Source organism: Motilimonas cestriensis (genome assembly GCF_021295315.1).
Classification (GTDB): Bacteria; Pseudomonadota; Gammaproteobacteria; order Enterobacterales; family CBDFNC01; genus Motilimonas; species Motilimonas cestriensis.
Genome location: NZ_JAIMJA010000014.1, coordinates 1 through 21,441, shown reverse-complemented (window position 1 = coordinate 21,441; position 21,441 = coordinate 1). Strand labels below are relative to the sequence as shown.

Here is a 21,441-nt window from a genome sequence, read left to right as displayed (position 1 = left end):
GATAGCATCGTCAAGCACGCGCCAGTTATTAGCGCGAGTAGTGGCACTAGCCAAACTTTAGAGATGCGTTCTGGTTGATTATCTATCACGATTCTTGCTCCGAAGCGGGTGAAGGGTCCCAAATAATACGTGGATCAAATGAAAGAGCCGATAGCATAGTAAGCGCGACTACTGCTGCAAAGGATAAAGCAGCATGGCCAGGGTAAACGACCACTAAGCCATCGAGATGCACTAAGGCAACTAAAATAGCCACAACAAAAACGTCAATCATTGACCAGCGACCGATGATTTCAGTCACTCGGTATATCTTAAGTTGCATACTGGCTTGCTCTGGTCTGTTAGTTGTGGCGGTGAAACATAACCAAGCAATCGCTAGCATTTTTGCTATTGGGATCATAACACTAGCAAAAAAGATCACCAATGCAACCGGGTAAGAGCCAAGTTGCCAAAGTAAAATAACGCCGCCAATGATGGTTGATGGTTCACTTTGGCCTAAAAAGCGTGTATCCATAATAGGAAATAAATTGGCAGGAATATAAAATACCGCGGCGGCGATGAGTAATGCCAAGGTTTTTTGGATGCTATGCTGAGTCCTAATTGATAGGGGGGAATTGCATCGACGGCAGTAGGTATCGTCTGTTGGGTGTAGCTCTCCACAATGATGACAGCGTGCTAAATTAGCATCTTTGGCTGTGTTTGCGCTTTGTTGAATGGCGTGTTGTCTAAGGGGACCGGTGTGCTGGTGCCAGAGCCAGTGCATATCAATGCTGAGTAAGGTTTTAAGAAAAGCGATAGTAAATAAACAAAAAGCCCAAAAAGATAAGCCAAAACCGACGTCCGCCATTGACATTATTTTAATCAAAGCCACCAAAATCCCCACTAAAAAAACATCCACCATGATCCACGGTTTAATTTTCTTAAGCAGTTTTAAGCGCCTTATTGCTGACTTATTGGGGATTTGATGTCCAATGTTGAGGTGTAACGAAATAATCAGTATTAAGCAAAGTAACGGTAACAAGGTTAGAGACAAGAATAAAAAAGTAGCAATAGAAGTAAAACCATTGTCGATTAATGAACTCATTGCTTGGTAAAAATATATCTGCAAGGTCACGCCCGATGCGCTAAAGCTCATGAAAGGAAAGCTATAGGTTAAGGCGAGCATTAGCAGGCTAGCAAAGGCAAATGCTAAAGGCTGCTCAATAGGCTGTTTTGGGCGACTCGAGATAGTATGGTGACAACGTTGGCATGCCAAGCGGGTACCACTATCAATATGTGTGTCAGACAGTAGCCAATCGCACTCTTCACAAGCGGTTTCTATGTTTTTGATCGATGTTACCTTCATTGCGCGCAGTTATAGGCTTTGGTTTTTAATTAGCAACAGTATATACCCAAGCAAACTCTTGCTAACAGCTTATTGCATCGAACCCTAGCATGAATAGATGATATTTTTTCTCTCATTGCGAAATGTTTTGTATGATAGCAACTTAGGAAAGCTTGAGTGAGGGGGAGGGAGGTAAAATGGCAGAGCAAAAAGCGAGATTACGCACGCGGCTAAAGCATGTTAACAATCAAGACTTACTCAATACTGGCTTTTGGATCACTAATGTTTGCATGATAGTGGCGACCATTATTGGGGTGTTTTTAGCGTCAAATGAAGGCTTTCGTCAAGCAATGACGTTTGATGATATAAATACCACGGAAGCGAATTACTACTTACGTCGCTCCATGTTACTTGAATTAGAAGATAATTTGGTTTTGGTGCAGCATCAGGTTGATATTTTGCAGCAAGCCCAATACAAGCGATATGATCCTAGTCGTGATGATTTAGCCCTTGATCATTATGTGTGGAAAAGCATGCAATATTCGGCAAATACCATGGAAGTGCCTTCTCATTTACTGGCGGGTGTACGACGATATTATCGCCAAATAGAGCGCATTTGGCGTAAGATGGCTGCGCATCAAATTAGTACGCAACAAGGGCTTGAGCAAGTGATAGCGGCAAATAATGAAGTTGAGCAGCAATTAATTCCCGGTATTCGTGCAGATCTAAAGCAATTAAGACAAGATTTGGCAGACTACCAGGTCGAGGTAAAGTAACCCATAAGGCAATCTTGTGGATGAAAGTAAAAGACATTTTCGACAACTGGAAGTAGGAATCGATAGGTGAAAAAACATATTTCCATTGCTGGCTTAATGAGCTTGCTGCTGAGTTTTTCGGTTTGTGCCTATGATGCAGAAATCTCTTTTGGTGTGAGCAGCGATCCTGTTTCATTAGATATTCATGAAGCTTTATCTGAAGATATCGTGCAGTTTTCTCACTTAGTGTTTGATCCCCTAATTCGACGCAATCAAAAGTTGCAATATGTGCCTCGTTTGGCGCAAAAATGGCAGCGTATTGATCCCTTAACGGTACGTTTCAATTTACGGCCACAGGTTAGATTTCATTCGGGTAATCTACTCACTAGTCGAGATGTGAAGTGGACCTTGGCCCGCTTAAAACGCAGTGATGATTACAAAGGTCTATTTGAAAGAGTTGATCAAATCAAGGTGATTGATGATCTCACTTTTGATTTGATAACAAAAACGCCGACCCCCTTGGTTAATCAAATCGCCAGTTATTTGTTCGTGCTTGATTCCGCTTTTTATACTGGTGTAGATGAAAATGGTTTTGATAAAAGTAGAATTGAAAAGCAAGGGGATACCTTTGCAGCTACCCATGTATCGGGGACAGGCCCCTACCAAGTAGCACTGCGAGAAAAAGGCATGCAACTTAGGTTAGTACGCTATCAAGACTACTGGGACCATGAGTCATTAGGAAATATCACCAAGTTAACGCTGATCCCGATAAAAGAGCCGGCAACGCGACTCGCTGCTTTACTATCAGGTGATGTCGATATGATCAGTCCTGTTGCGCCAAAGGAATACATCAGCTTACTAGACCAGCCTAGGTTTACAGCCTTAACTTGGCCCGGCACTAGACTGATTTCCTTACAGCTAAATCAATCGCAAAATACTGCTTTAAAAGACCGCCGCGTTCGCCAAGCCATTATTTATGCCATAAACAATCAAGGTATTGCCGAGCAATTAATGCAAGGTTTCGGTACTGCAGCTTCGCAGCAAAGCCCGCCGGGATACATCGGCCATAACCCTTATTTAAGTGTACGTTATGACTTAGCCAAAGCGCGTCAATTAATGAAGCAAGCGGGTTATGAAAAAGGCTTAAACCTTGCCATGATTGCACCGCAAGGACGCTATATAAATGATATTAAAGTGGCGCAGGCCGTGGTGGCAATGCTGCAGAAAATTAACATTAAAGTGACCCTAAAAACTTACCCGATTAACGAGTATTGGCCTGAGTTTGATCGCTGCAATGCCGATATTTTAATGATAGGTTGGCGGTCTGATACAAGAGATAGCGCCAACTACAGTGAATACCTGACCATGACTCGAAATGTTGAGACAGGACGTGGACAATATAACTGCGGTCACTACTCAAACCCTAAGGTGGATGAATATGTTGTAAAGGCTAATCGTGAAATTGATCCTATGCCTAGGGGGCAGCTATTACGTGAGGTTGAATTAATGCTCTATGAAGACGCAGCATTTGTTCCGCTACATTGGGAAAGACTTGGCTGGGCTGCGAAGAAAAATATTCGTCTAAAGGATGTGGTTAACCCCGATAACACACCATACCTAGGCGATTTACAAGTGGATGAGTTTGAAAACCCACCTTCGTTACCTTTATTACGTTCAAGAAGGCAATAAAAAGCCCATTGATATGCAATGGGCTGATGGGGAGTGTTATCCGCTAAACGCGTTATTTAGCATTAACGAAGCTTAAAATACTCGCTAATATTCCTGCGCTATCTAGGCCAAGTTGCTGATAAATTTGCTCTTGAGTACCTTGCTCAACAAAGTAATCTGGAATACCTAAATTAAGAACCGGTTTAAGTATTTGCTGTTGAGCTAAGAAGGTAAGCACGGCACTGCCAGCTCCGCCTAAAATGGCATTCTCCTCTAAGGTGACTAAGTAGTCATGCTGCGCAGCTAATTCAGTGATTAGCTCTTTATCAAGGGGCTTCACAAAACGCATATCCACTAACGTGGCATCAAGCTCTTCTGCTACGCTGATGGCGGAATTGAGCAGGGTGCCAAAACATAATATAGCCACTTTTTTACCTTGGCGCTTCACCACTCCTTTGCCAAGAGCAAGGGCATTCATCTCTAATGTGGCGGTCACACCAGAGCCGCTGCCCCGGGGGTAGCGCACCATCGCTGGTTGATTAAGCTGGTAACCGGTGTAGAGCATCTGGCGGCATTCGTTTTCGTCACTTGGCGTCATGACCACCATATTGGGAATGGTTTGAATAAAGCTAATATCAAACGCGCCTTGGTGAGTCGGGCCATCGGCGCCAACAATGCCGGCGCGGTCCACCGCAAATAATACGGGCAAGTTTTGGATTGCAACATCGTGGATCACTTGATCGTAAGCGCGTTGCAAGAAGCTGGAGTAAATAGCGACCACAGGTTTTAAGCCCGCAATAGCAAGTCCAGCCGCTAGGGTGGTAGCATGCTGCTCGGCAATGGCGACATCAAAGTATTGCGCTGGAAAGCGTTTAGAAAACCCGACCATACCTGAGCCTTCACGCATGGCTGGGGTAATCCCCATTAGCTTGTCATCTTGGGCTGCCATGTCACATAGCCAATCACCAAAAATATGCGAAAAGGTGGGCAGGGCACCTTTGCTTTTTGGTAGTTTGCTTTGGCTAAGGTCAAACTTAGGCACGGCATGGTAACCAATCGGGTCTTGTTCAGCAGGGGCGTAGCCTTTGCCTTTCTTGGTCATAATATGAAGAAATTGTGGCCCTTTTAAATTGCGCATATTACGCAAGGTTTCCACTAAACCATTCACATCGTGGCCATCAATGGGGCCGATGTAATTAAAGCCAAACTCCTCAAATAAGGTGCCCGGCACCACCATGCCTTTAAGATGTTCTTCGGCACGCCGTGCTAATTCTTTGATTGGCGGCAGGCCTGACAGCACTTTTTTGCCGCCTTCACGAATACTGGTGTAAAGTTCACCTGATAGCAGTTGTGCGAGATGATTGTTTAATGCGCCCACGTTTTCAGAAATGGACATCTCGTTATCATTTAAGATTACTAGCATATCGTTGTGCAGTGCACCAGCATGATTTAATGCTTCAAACGCCATTCCCGCAGTGAGCGCGCCATCACCAATCACAGAGACAACGCGGCGACCTTTGCCTTCTTTTTCGGCAGCAATGGCAAGGCCCGTTGCTGCGCCAATTGAGGTGGAAGAGTGACCGACACTTAATACGTCATATTCACTTTCTTCACGCCAAGGGAAAGGATGCAAGCCTTTATACTGACGAATGGTATGTAGCTTATCGCGGCGACCCGTTAGTATTTTATGGGGATAGGCTTGATGACCAACATCCCAAATCAAGTGGTCAAACGGGGTATTGTAAACGTAATGCAAGGCGACAGTCAGTTCAACCACCCCTAAGCCAGACGCAAAGTGACCGCTGCTTTTACTGATTGAGCTCAGTAAGAATTGGCGTAATTCAGCGCACAGTTCGGATAACTTATCTTTATGCAATAAGCGTAAATCTTCCGGGTAGTTGGCCATGGCCAATGTTGGGTAATTTTTTAAATCCAGGCTCATAAATGCTTATTTGTTTCGTTCAATAATGTAATGCGCGAACAGCTCTAATAACTCAGTATTGTAATCTAACTTGGCCAAGGCGTGTAGCGACTCTTGGTAAAGAGCTTGGGCTTTTTCTTTTGCGCCGGCTAACCCAAGCAATGCTGGGTAGGTAGATTTGTTCAGAGCTTGATCTGAGCCTTGTGGTTTACCTAATGTTTGGGTGTCGCTGGTAATGTCTAATATGTCGTCTTGTACTTGAAACGCCAGACCGATGGCTTGGGCAAATTGATCGAGTAAATCTAACTCTTGTTGTGTGACATCGGCATAACTCAGTGCGCCTAACGTGACCGCCGCGCGAATTAAAGCGCCTGTTTTACCACTGTGAATACGCTCCAGTGCGGCTAAGTTGACTTGCTTGTTTTCAGCTTCTAGATCAAGAGCTTGACCTCCGCACATGCCACTTAAACCAGAGGCGTTAGCCAGCACTCTCACCATTGCCAATTGCTGCGCAGGAGTAAAGTTTTCATCGGCCTCGGCAATTAATTCAAAGGCTAAGGTTTGCAGGGCATCACCGGCTAAAATAGCGGTGGCCTCATCAAAGGCGATATGACATGTCGGTTGGCCACGGCGTAATTCATCGTCGTCCATGGCAGGTAAATCATCATGAATGAGAGAATAAGCATGAATGCATTCAATAGCAGCGGCAAGTTTGTCGAGTTTTTCGGGAGCGATATTAAAAATGTTACCGGTGGCATACACCAAAAAAGGTCGAATGCGTTTACCGCCTTGCATGGTGCCGTAGACCATTGCTTGGTGTAATGTTGCGCTGAGAGGCTCGCGTCTCTCTAACGCTTGGGCTAAGCTAGCATCAACACGCGACCGATAGCTTAGGGTATATTGTTCGAGCAGGTTCATTAATTAGGCATCTTCCTGAAAGGGAGCGAGTGTTTGCTCACCATCTTGTTCAAGTAATATTTGTACTTGTTGCTCGGCTGATTGCAGCTTAGTTGAACTTATACGCGCCAAGGAAATACCGCGTTCAAACTGTTTTAATGCGTCTTCCAATGCTAGTTCACCTAGCTCTAATTTTTTCACGATTAGCTCTAGTTCGCCCAGCGACTCTTCAAAGCTCATGTTTTCAGGTTTTTTTGCGGCCATTGTCTATTCTCCCAATTCGCGCCAAGATTACCTGTGAGACTGTGATGGGTCAAATAAGCTGACTATAAATATTTAACAAATGTTGCCGATACCATATAAGTTACAATTGCCAGTTTCTTTAACTTGCTGTTAATTGGCTGATATACGAAAATGAGATAAACAGGCTCAAGTCGAAAACAGCATTTTGTTTTGCTTTAAAAATTGAGGGTATAAAGCGTGGATTTAGCAACTCTGATCGGCATCATAGGTGCATTTGTGTTTGTTGTCATGGCGATGTTGATGGGCGGTGAGCTCTCAACCTTTATTGATGTTCCCTCTATTTTGATCGTATTTGTTGGCTCGATGTTCGTGGTGCTAATGAAATACAATTTAGGGCAATTTTTAGGTGCGGCTAAAATTGGCATGAAAGCCTTTATGTTTAAGCTAGAAAAGCCAGAAGAATTGATCACTAAATCAGTTGAAATGGCAGATGCCGCGCGTAAAGGCGGTTTTTTAGCGTTAGAAGAAGCTGAAATCCCCAATGCCTTTATGCAAAAAGGTATCGATATGTTGGTAGATGGGCACGATGCTGATGTGGTGCGTGCCACCCTGGAAAAAGACATTTCTCTTACCTCTGAACGTCACCTGATGGGCGCGAGTATCTTTAAAAGTATCGGTGATGTTGCCCCGGCCATGGGCATGATTGGTACCTTGATTGGTTTGGTGGCCATGCTGTCAAACATGGACGATCCTAAATCCATTGGCCCTTCAATGGCGGTCGCGCTGCTAACAACCTTATATGGTGCCATACTCTCTAACATGGTGGCCTTGCCCATGGGTGAGAAACTGGTGTTGCGCGCCGAAGAAGAAAAGCTCAACCGCGTATTGATCATGGATGCGGTATTAGGCATTCAAGATGGCCAGAACCCACGGGTAATTGAAGGCTTATTGAAAAACTATCTAGCAGAATCTAAACGTGAAGTGAACACCACTGAGTAGAGGAGGCAATAATGGAAGAACCCTGTAAATGTCCTCCTGAGGGACTACCCGCTTGGATGGGCACCTTTGCCGACTTAATGTCGCTGCTCATGTGTTTCTTCGTGTTGCTGCTGGCGTTTTCTGAAATGGACGTTATGAAGTTCAAGCAGATTGCTGGCTCGATGAAGTATGCTTTTGGGGTACAAAACCTACTTGAAGTGAAAGATATTCCAAAAGGGACATCCGTCATTGCGCAAGAGTTCAGTCCCGGCCGTCCTGAGCCCACGCCAATTGAAACCATCATGCAACAAACCATTGATATGACCCAAGCCAAGCTAGACTTTCAAGACGGCGAAGCAGCAGAAGTGGGTGGTCAAAAGCAAGACGAAGGTGATAAAGATGGTGGCATGACCGCGTCACAAGCTGTGCAAAGTCAAATGGAAGCGCAACAACAAGCGGCGCAAAATCAACTGGCGAAAACCATTGCACAAAAGATGAAAGATCAAATTGAAGATGGCGCTATTGAAATTGAAGCTCTTGGTCAGCAATTGATTATTCGGGTACGTGAAAAAGGCGCGTTTCCGTCGGGCTCGGCTTTTTTACAGCCTAAGTTTCGTCCCGTGATCACGCGAGTGGCAGAAATTTTAAAAGATGTTCCGGGCGAAATTACGGTATCAGGGCATACCGATGATGAGGCCATCAAGTCAGAGTTATATCGCTCTAATTGGGACTTATCAACCCAACGCGCCGTATCGGTCGCCCATGAAATGATCAAAGTACAAGGTTTTGATCAACAGCGTTTAATGGTAGTGGGTTATGCTGATACCAAACCCCTATACGACAACACCGACCAATCTAATCGCCGCAAAAATCGCCGCGTTGAAATTTCAGTGATGCAAGGTAAGGCGCAAGAGTCAGACGAAATAAACGTGACGCAATAAGGCACAATTACCTATCCCTGCAAGCAGTAAACTTGCAGGGTAAAAAACCACCACTTTAAGTCCTCACATTCTCAGGGTATAATCCGCCCCCTAATTTTTACCCTAAGTGAAGCCGATGAAATTTGTCGTTAAGTTTTTCCCTGAAATCCTGATGAAGAGCAGGTCTGTTCGTAAGCGTTTTTGCAAAATGTTACAGGGCAACATTCGTAATGTATTAAGACGCTATGATGATGACGTGAAAGTCATTTTAGAGTGGGATCATATCATCGTTAAAACGGTTAACGACACTGACAAAAATCGCGCTAAGCTGATTGAACTGTTGTCGAGCACGCCGGGCGTGGCGTTCTTTTTAGAAGTACAACAATCGCCATTTGAAGATTTACACGATATTTACGAGCAAGTATTGCCTTTAGTTGCAGAAAAACTTGCGGGTAAAACTTTCTGTGTGCGCGTGAAACGTCGCGGTAAACATGACTTTAGCTCAACAGAAGTGGAGCGTTATGTCGGCGGTGGGTTAAATCAAAACACCGACGCAGTTGGTGTGCAATTAAGAAAGCCGGATGTCACGGTGCAACTTGAAATTGACCATCAAGACTTATTCATTGTTAAGCAGCGCCATGAAGGGCTAGGCGGCTTTCCAATGGGCTCACAAGAAGGTGTGTTGTCGCTAATTTCTGGTGGCTTTGATTCAGGTGTCTCTAGCTACATTATGATGAAACGCGGTATGCGCGTGCATTACTGCTTTTTCAACTTAGGCGGCGCTGCCCATGAAATTGGCGTTAAACAAGTGGCTCACCACTTATGGGATCGCTTTAGCTCATCTCATCGCGTTAAATTTTTAGCGGTGCCGTTTGAGCCGGTTGTTGCAGAGATCCTTGAGAAAGTCGAAGACGGCCAAATGGGCGTGGTTCTAAAACGCATGATGATGCGTACCGGCGCTAAATTAGCCGAGCGCTTAGCGCTAGATGCCATGGTAACGGGCGAAGCAGTGGGCCAAGTATCGAGCCAAACCCTGCGTAACTTATCGGTGATTGATAAATCGACCGATACCTTAATTTTACGCCCCTTGATTGCGATGGATAAGCAAGACATCATCAACACCGCACGTCAAATTGGCACGGCCGAGTTTTCGGAAACCATTCCCGAGTATTGCGGCGTGATCTCCAATAAGCCCACTGTGAAAGCGGTGATGAGCAAAATTGAAGAGCAAGAAGCCAAGTTCGACATGGCGCTGATTGATCAAGTGGTGGAAGCCACCATGACGTTGGATATTCGCGATATCGGCGAACAGACCGATGCCGAGATCACTGAAGTGGAAACCACCGCACAATTTGCGCCAAATGAAGTGGTGCTTGATATTCGCTCAGATGATGAGCGTGAAGACAAGCCACTAAAAATTGAAGGTGCCACCGTTGAAAGCATGGTGTTCTTTAAACTCGGTACTCAGTTTGACACCTTAGATCAAAGTAAAACGTATCTACTTTACTGCGATCGCGGCGTAATGAGTAAGCTACAAGCCTTGTACTTAAAAGAAGCCGGCTTTACTAACGTGAAAGTGTATCGCCCTTAGTTTTCAAGCTTCGTGTGAGCAAAGAACAAGCAGCCTCGGCTGCTTGTTTTGTTTCTGCTATGTATTTCACGAGCAAATGAATCCGAAGAGGAATGTACTTTGCAGATTGGTATCGTACAAATGCCGATGCCGATGTCGTGGCAGTTAGCAACGAATACGGATGCGGGCGCACGGGTGCTGATTGCGCCGCAAGATTTACCTGTGGGCATTATCACCGCCATGCTGGGTGGTAGCTTCTTTATCTAATGGCAAGAAAGTAGTTATAAAGTAAAGAGCGCTTAAATGCGGTTAAAAGGCCTATCTGGATTTGATTTTAAATTGATGGTAGGTTTTAAGCCCACTTAGGCAACCCGTGAGTACCATGATGAAAAAGTTACATTTAGCCCTTTCGACCAATCAAATTGCAGCCACTATTGCCGATTACTCTGTTCGTCTTGGTGCAGCGCCTTGCTCATATATTGAAAATGAATATGCCTTATGGCGCACCGAATCGTTAAATCTATCGGTACGCCAAGATCCTAGTTGCGCGCCTGGAGAGCTGCGCCATTTAGGCTGGGAAGATGCCAGTGCCACTGAATTTAGTGAAGAGTTAGATGTGAACGGCATTAAGTGGGAGCGCTTTAATGCCCAGCAACAAGCTGATGAAATTAATGAAATTTGGCCGCAAGCGGATTATCAGCCTGAAGCGTTAGGCGAATAGCTTAATTGCTGCACTTGTTGATATAGCTGTTGGCACAGTGGTAAGTGAAGCTGATGTTGCGCAGCGCACTGCAGTAAATAGCCTAATATTGCGTCATTTTCGCTGCGGCGGCCATGGTGAATATCTCGATTCATCGACGAATAGTTATTGCCGGTGGCGTGCGCCACTTGCCGTACTTGTTGCAATAATTCCTCAGCGCTAAATGTTAATCCTTGTCTAGTCGCAACTTGACAAAACTCCTGACAAATTTGCGCCAACACAGGCTTAAATTGCGGTTGTAATAGGGCGCCATTTTTAACCTGATGGATGGCCGTTAACGGATTAATGGCGCAGTTGATCGCCAGCTTTAACCAAAGCTTATGCGTGATGTCGTCACTCCAACTAGCATTGGGCAGTGCGTCATTTAATTGTGCCGTGATGGCTTGCCCTAGTGCTTTATCTTTCTCGTTACCACCAATGATGGTGCTGCCAGCGCCAGTATGAGTCACGCTAAAAGGCGCGGTGAGTAGCGCGCCATGGGTGGTGGTGGCGCTGAAAATGGTTTGCTCTGGCAATAGCTTGGTTAATGGCTCAAGGGTGCCCATGCCGTTGTGCATAAGTACTAAGCTGGTGGTGCGAGGCAAGCTGTCAGTGAGGGCGGTGATGGCCGGTAACACTTGAAAGGCCTTTAGGCAGACTAATAGCACTTGGGTGTCGTCTTGCACTTGGGTGAAGGCATTTAAGCTGTAAGTGTATGTTGTGCCATCTTGCTTGGTAAGGGCGAGAGATTGTCCCAATTGCTGCATTTTGGTGAGTAGGGTAATGCGCTGGTTTTGCTGAGCAAGATGGCTGGCGAATAAGCTACCAATGGCGCCAGCGCCTAAAATTTGCCAATTCATTTATTCACCTTAGCCAGTGGCGCAAAGTAACCGAGCTTAGCTAACCAAGGTTGCATCAGGCGGTAACACACCAGCCCTAGTATAATACCTAACATATCCGCGAGAAGGTCAAGGCCACTGGCAAAGCGATTCGAAATGTGTGATTGAATAAGTTCAATTAATGCGCCGTAGCCTGTGAGTAAGCCAAATAGCCAGCCGGCATGAAAGGAAAATGCGCAGCGGCCAACTAAAGCAAGACTAGCAAAGGCGGCAAGGTGGTTGATTTTATCCATGTTATTAAACTGTATTTGCACCGGGGCCGGTGAAAATGCAAGGTAGCTGATCACGACCAGAAGGCTAACAAAACTGATTTTGGCTGCGGTGGATAATGGCATCGGTGCCTCGTTAGGGAAAAGTGACGCCAGTAATAGGCATATCTGCGTGAGATCTGGTAAATTATGCCAATTATTTTATCCCATGACCATGACATAGGAATTTAACATGCCTTCATTTGATATTGTTTCAGAAGTAGATGCGGTTGAGCTGAGTAACGCGACCGATAATGCCAGCCGTGAGCTATCGACACGGTTTGACTTTCGCGGTGTAGAAGCGAGCTTTGTTAAAAAAGACTTAACCGTAAAAATGTCGGCTGAAAACGATTTTCAGTTGAAACAAATGGCCGATATTTTGCGCGGTAACCTAGCCAAGCGAAATGTTGATCCGCGTGCGATGGAAATTGGTAAGGGGATCCACTCGGGCAAAACATACACCCAAGAAGTGACCTTTAAGCAGGGAATTGAAACCCTTATCGCGAAAAAGCTAGTGAAGCTTATCAAAGACAGCAAACTGAAAGTACAGGTGGCTATTCAAGGTGAGTCTGTGCGCGTGACAGGTAAAAAGCGTGATGATTTACAAGCTGCGATGCGCGTAGCGAAGGAAGCCGATCTTGGTCAGCCATTTCAGTTTAACAACTTCCGTGATTAATTCCTGTTACGATTAATTTAATTCGTTGCCTAAAAAGCCGCTTAAGTGTTACTAAGCGGCTTTTTTGTCCCGTGGTTTATCTTTACTTACTCAACGGGTACCGCTTGAGCAGGTACAGCTAACCAGTCTTGCGCTTGTTGTGGTTGTTGGCTTTGGCTCCACCATTGCGCTTGCCATAATTGGTCTTTATAACTCACCACGTCGCCCGTTAGGTAAACTAAGTTAGCTTGCCATGCTTGAGGCTCTGCGCTGTTGATGCGCCAACCGTCTTGACGGCTTTTACCCGGTGCTTGGCTGCTGTAGTAAAGGGCTTGATAAAGTGAGCCGAGGTAACTGACTTGATCATTTTGCGTGTAAGCAGTGCCAGCTTGCCACAGTACATCCTGTTTAAAGTTGAGGTAAGCAAACTTAGTCGGCTGGTGGAAGCCAAACGATCCCATTGGGCTCCATGCTAACCAGGCATTGGCTTCCCATTGTGGGCTGTTAGTGCTGTAATCAGCGCGATGGAAGTTAAAGCGCCATTGCGATGGGTTGCTGCCTTCGTCTTGACCTGAGTAGTTCAATGACGCCAGTGGAATTTTTAGCTCCACTGTCATGCCTTGGTCAACATCGGTGTTGTCGTTAATGGTGCCGTTAACTTGAATGCCGTATTCAAGGCCTTCTATGTCCCAAGGCACGTCATCTTGCCATGGCTCAGGTGAGTTAATCACACTGTCGTAGTAGGTTAATGCGCTAATGCCAATCTCGTAGTAATTTTTGCCTTGACCGGTTGGGTCGAGAAAAATTTCTACCGTGTCATCATATTCATAAGTGGGATCATCCTGTTGGCCTAGGGTGGCCGCGATATCGCGATCTTGCGAATTAAACGCCACATATAAATACTGGTCGTCATAGGCTAGTTTGGCCCACGTTTGTTGCTCGGCGACGCTGTTGTCATTATGGTTAACAAACAACTCACTGGCAGCGATACTTTGCCATACGCTGTCGTCTAGCTTGCCATCTAGTACTGGGGCTTGAGCCGTTTTATAAGCTGAGTATTGATAAGGTGCTTGTTGTGCGTAAAGCTGCACTGCAGAAGTCGTTGCTAAGGCTGCAACAATCAGTTGCGATAAAGATTTTAGTTTCATTTGCACTTGTCTTCCTGAATAAGTGAGCTTTACTTATATCAGAAAATGGTGCTGTATAAATATGATTTTTATGATGTTTTTTATAAAATTAAAGCCGCAGCCTAGATTGCGGCTTTATTCATCTACTATCGATGTTTTAGTTAGTAATTGTATTCTACCAATTCGTCGAGAATAGGGTTGATATCCATGAGTTCTTTACGCAATCTTTGTTCTTCTTTGATTGCTTCAATCTCACGCCAGCGGCGTTTTTCTTTGGTCTTACCACGTTGAGGGGCATCTGAGTTAGGTGCAATGTTAAAGTCAAGCTCGTCCATACCGATTTCCTCTTACTGATTAACATGTTTTTAGTATCACAGGCCTTACCAAAGTAAAATTTAATTGTTTCATTTATGTTAACTGAGTTCATTTTTTATCAAGTTTACATAAATATTTCTGCAGCTGGCTTCTAATTTTATTTAACTAATTGATAGGAGGAGTGTTTCTAACTTTTCCTGATCTTGTGCAAAAGCACGTATTCCTTGCGCTAATTTTTCTACAGCCATCGGGTCTTGGTGGAATAGCCACAGAAACTCGCTTTCACTTAACGGAGTTGGGGCAGGAGTGACAGCAACATCAGCTGCTAGCTGGCGGACTAGCTCACCTTGTTGCAGGCTTAACTGTTCGAGTAAGTCAGGCCCGATGGTCAGTTTGTCGCAACCCGCGAGAGCGATAATTTCATCAGTGTTTCTAAAGCTGGCTCCCATGACGACGGTGCTGTAGCCGTGCTGCTTGTAGTAGCGATAAATATTGCTTACCGAGATCACGCCAGGGTCGTTGACGCCAGAAAAGTCTTGTTCAGGTTGGTTGGCTTTATGCCAGTCTAAAATGCGGCCAACAAAAGGAGAAATCAGAAAAACCCCCGCTTCGGCACAAGCGCGGGCTTGGGCAAAGTTAAATAGCAAGGTGAGGTTACAATTGATACCTTGCTGCTGCAGCTTTTCTGCAGCGCGAATACCCTGCCAAGTGGCAGCAATTTTAATTAAGATTCGTGATTTATCTATTCCTGCTTGCTGGTACAAGTTGATTAACTTTTCGGCTTTTTCGATGGTTTTGGTGGTATCAAATGAGAGTCTGGCATCCACTTCAGTTGATACTTTACCCGGAATAACGGCCAAAATTTCAGCGCCAATCTTCACTGCTAGGCGATCACTGGCTTCAATTACCTGCTGTTTTGGGTCATCAGTAAGGCTTTTTGCTTCCTCAATCGCACTTTTTATATGATTTTGATACTGAGGCAGCTGAGCGGCTTTCAGTAACAATGAAGGATTCGTGGTCGCGTCTTCGGGTTGGTGTTGTTTAATGGCTTCAAAGTCGCCAGTGTCAGCCACGACTGAAGTTATCTTTTTTAATTGTGTCAGCAGGTTAGTCATGTGTAAACCTTGTTATTGATTCGTTAATTGTTTTTATTTTTGGCATATTTGTCAGCAATTCACAATCAAAAATGCAATATTTATTTTATCAAATCCTTGTTACTTCCTTTGGCTCATTCGCCCTGCTTTTTTGAATTATTCCGCTATATTTTCGATCTAATTTGGATGTTTAGTGTGATTTTGTGGTTTAATTTTAGGGTTAATTTAATGTTTAAGGTTTATTTTTGGTTTATATAACTAATAAGAAAGTATTTCGGGGATGTAAATGCTAGATATAGTCAACAGTATCGGTGGCCTGTTATGGGGCTACATTTTAATTGCCGTATTGGTCGGCACCGGCGTCTATTTCACGGTGCGACTCAGATTCATTCAATTTGGTCATTTCGGCCATATGTTTTCGGTGCTAAAGAACAGCCGAAAATCAGATAGTTCAGGCATATCATCGTTTCAAGCATTAGCGACGAGCTTGGCGGCTCGTGTTGGTGTGGGCAATATGGGTGGTGTCGCAGTGGCTATCTACTTAGGCGGTGCGGGTGCTGTTTTTTGGATGTGGCTGATTGCATTGATTGGCATGGCGACAAGCTTTGCGGAAAGTTCGTTGGCACAGCTATATAAAGTGAAAGATGACGACGGTAACTATCGTGGTGGCCCTGCCTATTATATGGAAAAAGGCTTAGGCCAACGCTGGATGGGCGTGTTGTTTTCAATCTGTTTAATCATTGCCTTTGGTCTGGTATTTAATGCGGTGCAAGCAGGTGCCATCACAGATTCGATGCACACCGCTTTTGGCGTGCCTAAACTGGTGGTTGGTTTAGTCTTAGTGGGCATATCTGCTGCCATTATATTTGGTGGTATTCGCACTATTGCGAAGTTTGCTGAGTTAGTGGTACCGGCGATGGCGCTGATTTACCTCTCAATTGCGGCTTATGTTGTGATCATCAATATCACTGAAATTCCGGCAATGTTTGTGCATATCTTCGAGTCAGCGTTTGGCTTGCAAGAAGCCGGGGCGGGTGCGTTAGGCGCGGCCATCATGAATGGCGTAAAACGTGGCATGTTCTCTAATGAAGCGGGCATGGGTAGTGCGCCTAATGCGGCAGCGAGTGCATCGCCTTATCCTCCACACCCGGCGTCGCAAGGTTATGTACAAATGCTGGGCGTGTTTATTGATACCATCGTGATTTGTACCGCAACGGCTGCAATTATCATCCTTTCAGGCCAGCTAGAGCCAGGCTCTGGGGTTACTAACATTGAGCTGACGCAATTAGCATTAACCTCGCAAGTGGGTGAGTGGGGCGGTATCTTTATTGCCATTGCTATCTTCTTCTTTGCGTTTACGTCGATTGTGGCGAACTACTCTTATGCTGAAACCAACCTTATCTTCCTTGAGCATAATCATAAGATGGGTATTAACATCTTTCGTTGTGTGGTACTGGTCATGGTGATGTTTGGTGCATTGGCTGAGTCGCCATTGGTGTGGGCGATGGCGGATGTATCGATGGGATTAATGGCCCTCATTAACCTTGTGGCCATATTAATGTTGTCGAATGTGGTGGTTAAACTGGCGAAAGACTACAACGCACAGCGGGCGCAAAACAAGCTACCGACTTTTGATGCCAGCCAATACCCTGAGCTTGAAAAAAATATTGAGCCGGGTATTTGGAATGCAAAAGTGGATTAACTTATCTAGCGTGCTTTTATCGTGATAAATAGTGTCTAATTGTGTAAATTTGAGTAGTAAATACAGTCGTTAAGGTCTTTGCTATGTACTCAAAGATATAAAAATGCGATGATTTACCCAAGATTGCTCAGTTAGATTCTTTCTAAAATCTGACTAAAATAAACAGCGACTAGCATTTCACTTTGTGAGCTGCTTATTTGCCTTGTAGGTTAGCCCAGTTTTGAAGAGAAAATATAATATGAAATTAGGTGCTCAATGTGGTGTGTTGGTTTTAGCAAGTAGCTTGCTATTGGGATGCAGTGCATCATTTAGTCCTGACTTTGACCGAGATGGCGTAGTGAATGGTTTGGATGATTGTTCGGATACCGCTTCAGGTAGTGCTGTTGATGCACAAGGTTGCGCTTTGCCTAACACGGTTCAGACGGAGCAAGATCAAGCCGTTATGCCGCGTTATGTCGCGCCTATTGTAGACACGGTACACATTAAAGTGCGCCAACCTAGGGTTGAAGATGAGCCGTTTGAGCCGATTGTTGAGACTTTAGTAGACATTAGCGACGAATGTGCACCATTTGTTGATGTGATTGATTTTAAAGTTGTAGGCCTTAAACCGATTCGTTTTGCTACTAATGAATGGAAGCTAGACAAAGGCCTGACTGATCAGCTTGATTGTATTGCTGCAGCGACCAATGAAAGTGGCTTAAGCTTAGAAGTTCAAGGTAATACAGATACCGTGGGCAGCGCGGCTTACAACAAAGAGTTGTCAGCAAAGCGTGCTAAATCTGCGGTTGAGTATTTAGTTTCAAAGGGCGTTGATGCCACTATTTTAGAGCCGGTAGCGAATGGATTTGAAAACCCTGTTGCTGACAATGATACGGCAGCGCAGCGTAGCCAAAACCGCCGGGTTGATTTTGTAATAAAAAATCAAACCTCGCCTGCGATGCCAAAAACAGCACCCGTAGCAGTTGAATCGACTGATGAGTTGTTTGATGAATTAGGTGTCGATGAGGCATCGGGCTGGTAAAACGCAGTTCAGCTTGTAAAAAAGCCGATGGATTTCTATCGGCTTTTTTGTTTAAAAATATTTTTTACTTAAACTTTCAACTCTTTACTCGCCGTATTGTGCTTCAAACCAGCCTTCAATAATTAAGCAGGCTGAAATACCGTCCACTTTATCCTTAGACAGGGCTTTGCTGCCACCCCTGCTAAATATTTCAGCTCTGGCATCGACCGTGGTTAAACGTTCGTCTTGAAGGTGTGATGGCTTATTGAAACGATGGTTGAGTCGGTTGGCGAATTTTTTTGCGCCATAGCTGACATCTTGCATGGTACCATCCATATTAAGGGGCAAGCCCACCACAAAAGCGTCAGGTTGCCATTGTTTGACTAGTTCCGCTATTTCATCCCAATTGGGAATGCCATCTCGTGCTTTAAGAGATTTCAGCGGGTTAGCACAGCCTGTAATTGATTGGCCAACTGCCACGCCAATGCTTTTTGTGCCAAAATCAAAACCAAGTATCGTTTGGGTCATGTGTATGCCTTATGCGTGACCTGCTTGGCTAGAAAGTTGCCAAACGTCAACACCGAGGGCGTTAGCTGCTTCTTCCCAGCGGCGGTGGATTGGTGTATCAAACATGATCTTGCTGTCTGCAGGGACGATAAGCCAACCGTTATGAATAAGCTCTTGCTCTAATTGCCCTGCTTCCCATCCGGCGTAACCCAGTGCCATCAAAAAATGCTTCGGTTCATTATCGGTGCCGAGTGTCTGCAAAATGTCTTTTGAGGTGGTGACCATGATTTCGTCCGACATTTTCAAGCTACTGGAGAAACCTTCAATGGGTGAATGGATCACAAAGCCGCGATCTACCGCTACAGGGCCACCTTGCATGACTGGCATAGCTAAGGATTTTTGATGTGCGGGATCAGGGGTTATCTCAAGCTGCTCAAGCAGCTCGCCTAACTTCAAGTTAATGGCGAGGTTAACGACTAGCCCCATGGCGCCTTCTTCATTATGGTCGCAAACATACACCACTGAGCGCTCAAAATACGGGCCTTCTAGGTTCGGCATAGCAACTAAAAAATGGTTTTTTAAACTTTGCATCTCCAGCATAAAATATTCTTCGTTTTGCAAGGTGTTAGAAATAAGTATGGTTGATAGCCCTGAAATAATGAGGGCTATCAATGAAAGAGTTTATGACATCAGCGGCCTAAACGTGCTTCAATCGCGTCCATTAACATGCCGGTGATTGACACATCAAAAGCGCCTTCAATTTCTTGAATACAGGTTGGGCTGGTTACGTTAATTTCGGTTAGTTTATCACCTATAACATCTAAACCAACGAATATTAAGCCTTTATCTTTTAATTTCGGGCCAATTGCGCGCGCTATTTTCCAGTCACTTTCTGTAAGAGGACGCGCTTCACCACGACCGCCAGCGGCTAAGTTGCCACGGGTTTCGCCTTTGGCGGGTATGCGCGCTAAGCAATAAGGTACTGGCTCGCCATCAATTAGGAGTATACGTTTGTCACCGTCGCTAATTTGCGAGATAAACCCTTGGGCCATACAGTAGTTTTGACCGTGATTGGTTAAGGTTTCGATGATCACGGCTAGGTTAGGATCATTCGGTTTAACTCGGAATATGGAAGCCCCGCCCATGCCATCAAGGGGTTTTAAGATGATGTCTTGATGCTTGGCGTAGAATGCACGAATTTTGGCTGCATCACTACTGACTAAGGTTTCTGGCGTAAACTCGCTAAACCAGGAAGTAAATAGTTTTTCATTGGCATCACGTAAGCTTTGCGGTTTATTAACAATCAGACAGCCTTCGTCTTCAGCACGCTCTAACATGTAAGTGGCGTAGATGTATTCGGTATCAAACGGCGGATCTTTGCGCATTAAAATGACATCAAGATCGGATAAAGCAATGGTTTCTTGCTCAGCGAGTTCAAACCAGTTTTGCGGATCGCGCTGTACTTTCAACTGTTTAGTAGTAGCAAAGGCACGGCCATTGTCTAAATATAAGTCAGACATTTCGAGGTAATAAAGTTGGTAGCCACGTTGCTGCGCTTCGAGCAGCATCGCAAAGCTAGAGTCTTTATGAATTTTTATGTCGGTGATGGGATCCATCACGATGCCGAGTTTTATGGTCATAACTTATCCTAAATCGCCAAAGCGACATTGTAATGCGGTAATTGCCGTCAGTGCGGCGGTTTCAGTGCGTAAAATTCGTGGGCCGAGCAAGGTTTCGATAAATCCCGCTTGCTCGCTTAAATTCACTTCATCACCGGTGAACCCCCCTTCAGGACCGATTAATAAACGAATTTGTTTCACCTTTGGCTCAGGCAAGGTATTGATTCGGTAGTTAGCCCTTGGGTGCAAGGTGAGTTTTACTGCGTCATCTTGCTGATTGATCCAGTCATTAAAGCTAATAGGCTGGTTGATCTCAGGAACCTGATTACGGCCCGATTGTTCACAGGCAGCAATGGCGATTTTTTGCCATTGCTGACGTTTTTTCTCTAACCGCTCACCACTCAGTTTTACGCCACAACGTTCGCTGAAAATGGGGGTGATGGCATCAACGCCGAGTTCAACCGACTTTTGGATCACAAAGTCCATGCGATCGCCGCGCGAAATAGCTTGGCCCAAATGAATTTTCAGTGGACTTTCATTTGCGGTGGTTTGGCATTCAACTATTTTAACTTGCACGTGCTTTTTGGTGCTCTGCACGATATTGGCTAAATATTGATTTTCATCCTCACCATTAAATAGCCAAATTTGATCGCCCACATTTAAACGTAATACCCGACCGACATGATTGGCTGCGTCATCGTTCAAGTCTAGCTGTGTGTTTAATCGCAGCGCTTGCGGCTCATATATTCTAGGTACACGCATTTATTTATTCTCAATCTGTTGTTGCCGAAAACCGTGCCGACTACTGAGTAAAAGTGGCATTTGCACATGCATTGGTTACGTACGGGTTGTTATTCCCTTGCTGTTTGGCAATCAGTTTATCACGTTGGCACTCCCAAGCTGTAACGGGATATTGTCTGTCCCATGCTTGGTAGAGTTGTTTTTGTTGACGTGATATGCGCACGCCATATTGATCTTGCATATAAAAGTAGATGCGGGCGATAGCGCCTTTTTGCAAGTCTGGCGGAGTGGCTTTTTTGTTTTTAAAATCGTTAATCATCGGGCATTGACCGTATTGATAAGGTGTTTGTCTTGATTCTGTAAACTGGAAGTTCGAGCGATCGCCGTTTACCTCACTACCTAGTAAAATCATAGTTGACATCTACCTATAAAAATATACAAATGAACATATGATTTATTAAGAGGCAATTTAGTGGCTAGACGAAGATTTAATTCCTCCAAACACTTTCGTTCACAAGCAAG

Annotated in this window: 24 protein-coding genes; 10 read left to right on the top strand and 14 right to left on the bottom strand. The window is 44.9% G+C overall.

Annotated elements, in window-relative coordinates; translation table 11 throughout:
- Positions 1-85: 85 nt before the first annotated feature.
- Positions 86-1,342 carry a paraquat-inducible protein A gene (locus tag K6Y31_RS13900; RefSeq protein WP_233053564.1) on the bottom strand — a complete coding sequence of 419 codons (1,257 nt, stop codon included), beginning with the start codon at positions 1,340-1,342 and terminating at the stop codon, positions 86-88.
- A 176-nt stretch (positions 1,343-1,518) separates the two neighbouring features.
- Between K6Y31_RS13900 and K6Y31_RS13895 the strand changes: the two genes are divergently transcribed.
- Entirely contained in the window at positions 1,519-2,097 is a 579-nt protein-coding gene (locus K6Y31_RS13895) for a hypothetical protein (RefSeq protein WP_233053563.1), read from the top strand.
- A 66-nt stretch (positions 2,098-2,163) separates the two neighbouring features.
- Entirely contained in the window at positions 2,164-3,765 is a 1,602-nt protein-coding gene (locus K6Y31_RS13890; RefSeq protein WP_233053562.1) for an ABC transporter substrate-binding protein, read from the top strand.
- Positions 3,766-3,817: 52 nt separating this feature from the next.
- Here the strand turns inward: K6Y31_RS13890 and dxs are convergent, their stop codons facing one another.
- From dxs to xseB, 3 genes are read right to left on the bottom strand one after another with little or no spacing between them, the layout of a single operon-like run.
- Entirely contained in the window at positions 3,818-5,686 is a 1,869-nt protein-coding gene (gene dxs, locus K6Y31_RS13885; protein WP_233053561.1) for a 1-deoxy-D-xylulose-5-phosphate synthase, read from the bottom strand.
- A gap of 6 nt (positions 5,687-5,692) precedes the next feature.
- On the bottom strand, positions 5,693-6,583 hold the full coding sequence (gene ispA, locus K6Y31_RS13880; protein ID WP_233053560.1) for a (2E,6E)-farnesyl diphosphate synthase: 891 nt from the start codon (positions 6,581-6,583) through the stop codon (positions 5,693-5,695).
- A 3-nt stretch (positions 6,584-6,586) separates the two neighbouring features.
- Complete coding sequence (gene xseB / locus K6Y31_RS13875) at positions 6,587-6,826, bottom strand: exodeoxyribonuclease VII small subunit (protein WP_233053559.1); 240 nt, start codon at positions 6,824-6,826, stop codon at positions 6,587-6,589.
- 216 nt (positions 6,827-7,042) lie between these two features.
- Here xseB and pomA point away from each other — a divergent pair, with 216 nt between their 5' ends.
- From pomA to K6Y31_RS13850, 5 genes are all read left to right on the top strand, one after another.
- A complete protein-coding gene (pomA, locus tag K6Y31_RS13870; protein WP_233053558.1) occupies positions 7,043-7,804 on the top strand; it encodes a flagellar motor protein PomA in 762 nt (253 codons plus the stop codon).
- 8 nt (positions 7,805-7,812) lie between these two features.
- Entirely contained in the window at positions 7,813-8,724 is a 912-nt protein-coding gene (locus tag K6Y31_RS13865; protein WP_427901902.1) for a flagellar motor protein MotB, read from the top strand.
- Between the two features lie 115 nt (positions 8,725-8,839).
- Positions 8,840-10,294 (top strand): tRNA uracil 4-sulfurtransferase ThiI, encoded by a 1,455-nt coding sequence (thiI, locus tag K6Y31_RS13860; protein WP_233053556.1) that lies wholly within the window; start codon positions 8,840-8,842, stop codon positions 10,292-10,294.
- 99 nt (positions 10,295-10,393) lie between these two features.
- Complete coding sequence (locus K6Y31_RS13855; protein WP_233053555.1) at positions 10,394-10,540, top strand: iron ABC transporter permease; 147 nt, start codon at positions 10,394-10,396, stop codon at positions 10,538-10,540.
- Between the two features lie 115 nt (positions 10,541-10,655).
- Positions 10,656-10,994, top strand: coding sequence for a hypothetical protein (locus K6Y31_RS13850; protein ID WP_233053554.1), 339 nt, complete (start codon positions 10,656-10,658; stop codon positions 10,992-10,994).
- Here K6Y31_RS13850 and K6Y31_RS13845 read toward each other — a convergent pair.
- Positions 10,970-11,872 carry a ketopantoate reductase family protein gene (locus K6Y31_RS13845; RefSeq protein WP_233053553.1) on the bottom strand — a complete coding sequence of 301 codons (903 nt, stop codon included), beginning with the start codon at positions 11,870-11,872 and terminating at the stop codon, positions 10,970-10,972. The two genes, K6Y31_RS13850 and K6Y31_RS13845, sit on opposite strands and share 25 nt — an antisense overlap.
- Positions 11,869-12,276 carry a VanZ family protein gene (locus K6Y31_RS13840; protein ID WP_486624568.1) on the bottom strand — a complete coding sequence of 136 codons (408 nt, stop codon included), beginning with the start codon at positions 12,274-12,276 and terminating at the stop codon, positions 11,869-11,871. The genes K6Y31_RS13845 and K6Y31_RS13840 overlap by 4 nt, the downstream gene beginning before the upstream one ends.
- Before the next feature lie 76 nt (positions 12,277-12,352).
- Between K6Y31_RS13840 and K6Y31_RS13835 the strand changes: the two genes are divergently transcribed.
- Complete coding sequence (locus K6Y31_RS13835) at positions 12,353-12,835, top strand: YajQ family cyclic di-GMP-binding protein (protein WP_233053551.1); 483 nt, start codon at positions 12,353-12,355, stop codon at positions 12,833-12,835.
- 86 nt (positions 12,836-12,921) lie between these two features.
- Here K6Y31_RS13835 and K6Y31_RS13830 read toward each other — a convergent pair whose 3' ends face one another.
- From K6Y31_RS13830 to tal, 3 genes are all read right to left on the bottom strand, one after another.
- Positions 12,922-13,962, bottom strand: a complete 1,041-nt coding sequence (locus K6Y31_RS13830; RefSeq protein WP_233053550.1) for a carbohydrate-binding protein — start codon at positions 13,960-13,962, stop codon at positions 12,922-12,924.
- A gap of 140 nt (positions 13,963-14,102) precedes the next feature.
- Positions 14,103-14,276, bottom strand: coding sequence for a DUF3545 family protein (locus K6Y31_RS13825; RefSeq protein ID WP_233053549.1), 174 nt, complete (start codon positions 14,274-14,276; stop codon positions 14,103-14,105).
- Between the two features lie 141 nt (positions 14,277-14,417).
- On the bottom strand, positions 14,418-15,371 hold the full coding sequence (gene tal, locus K6Y31_RS13820; RefSeq protein ID WP_233053548.1) for a transaldolase: 954 nt from the start codon (positions 15,369-15,371) through the stop codon (positions 14,418-14,420).
- A gap of 265 nt (positions 15,372-15,636) precedes the next feature.
- Here tal and K6Y31_RS13815 point away from each other — a divergent pair, with 265 nt between their 5' ends.
- Together K6Y31_RS13815 and K6Y31_RS13810 are read left to right on the top strand one after the other, a co-directional pair.
- On the top strand, positions 15,637-17,052 hold the full coding sequence (locus K6Y31_RS13815) for an alanine/glycine:cation symporter family protein (protein WP_233053547.1): 1,416 nt from the start codon (positions 15,637-15,639) through the stop codon (positions 17,050-17,052).
- Between the two features lie 238 nt (positions 17,053-17,290).
- Complete coding sequence (locus K6Y31_RS13810) at positions 17,291-18,073, top strand: OmpA family protein (protein ID WP_282560179.1); 783 nt, start codon at positions 17,291-17,293, stop codon at positions 18,071-18,073.
- A gap of 84 nt (positions 18,074-18,157) precedes the next feature.
- On the opposite strand, the gene ruvX is transcribed toward K6Y31_RS13810, so the two are convergent.
- The 5 genes from ruvX to K6Y31_RS13785 all read right to left on the bottom strand — a co-directional run bounded on the left by ruvX (position 18,158) and on the right by K6Y31_RS13785 (position 21,331).
- Positions 18,158-18,580, bottom strand: a complete 423-nt coding sequence (gene ruvX, locus K6Y31_RS13805; protein ID WP_233053546.1) for a Holliday junction resolvase RuvX — start codon at positions 18,578-18,580, stop codon at positions 18,158-18,160.
- Between the two features lie 9 nt (positions 18,581-18,589).
- The gene (locus K6Y31_RS13800; protein WP_233053654.1) at positions 18,590-19,150 is read right to left on the bottom strand and encodes a YqgE/AlgH family protein; all 561 of its coding nucleotides are present in this window, start codon (positions 19,148-19,150) and stop codon (positions 18,590-18,592) included.
- 98 nt (positions 19,151-19,248) lie between these two features.
- Positions 19,249-20,199: a glutathione synthase gene (gene gshB, locus K6Y31_RS13795; RefSeq protein WP_233053545.1), complete on the bottom strand. Its 951-nt coding sequence runs from the start codon at positions 20,197-20,199 to the stop codon at positions 19,249-19,251.
- A 3-nt stretch (positions 20,200-20,202) separates the two neighbouring features.
- Positions 20,203-20,940, bottom strand: a complete 738-nt coding sequence (gene rsmE, locus K6Y31_RS13790) for a 16S rRNA (uracil(1498)-N(3))-methyltransferase (protein ID WP_233053544.1) — start codon at positions 20,938-20,940, stop codon at positions 20,203-20,205.
- 40 nt (positions 20,941-20,980) lie between these two features.
- Positions 20,981-21,331 carry an endonuclease gene (locus K6Y31_RS13785; protein WP_233053543.1) on the bottom strand — a complete coding sequence of 117 codons (351 nt, stop codon included), beginning with the start codon at positions 21,329-21,331 and terminating at the stop codon, positions 20,981-20,983.
- Positions 21,332-21,441: the final 110 nt, after the last annotated feature.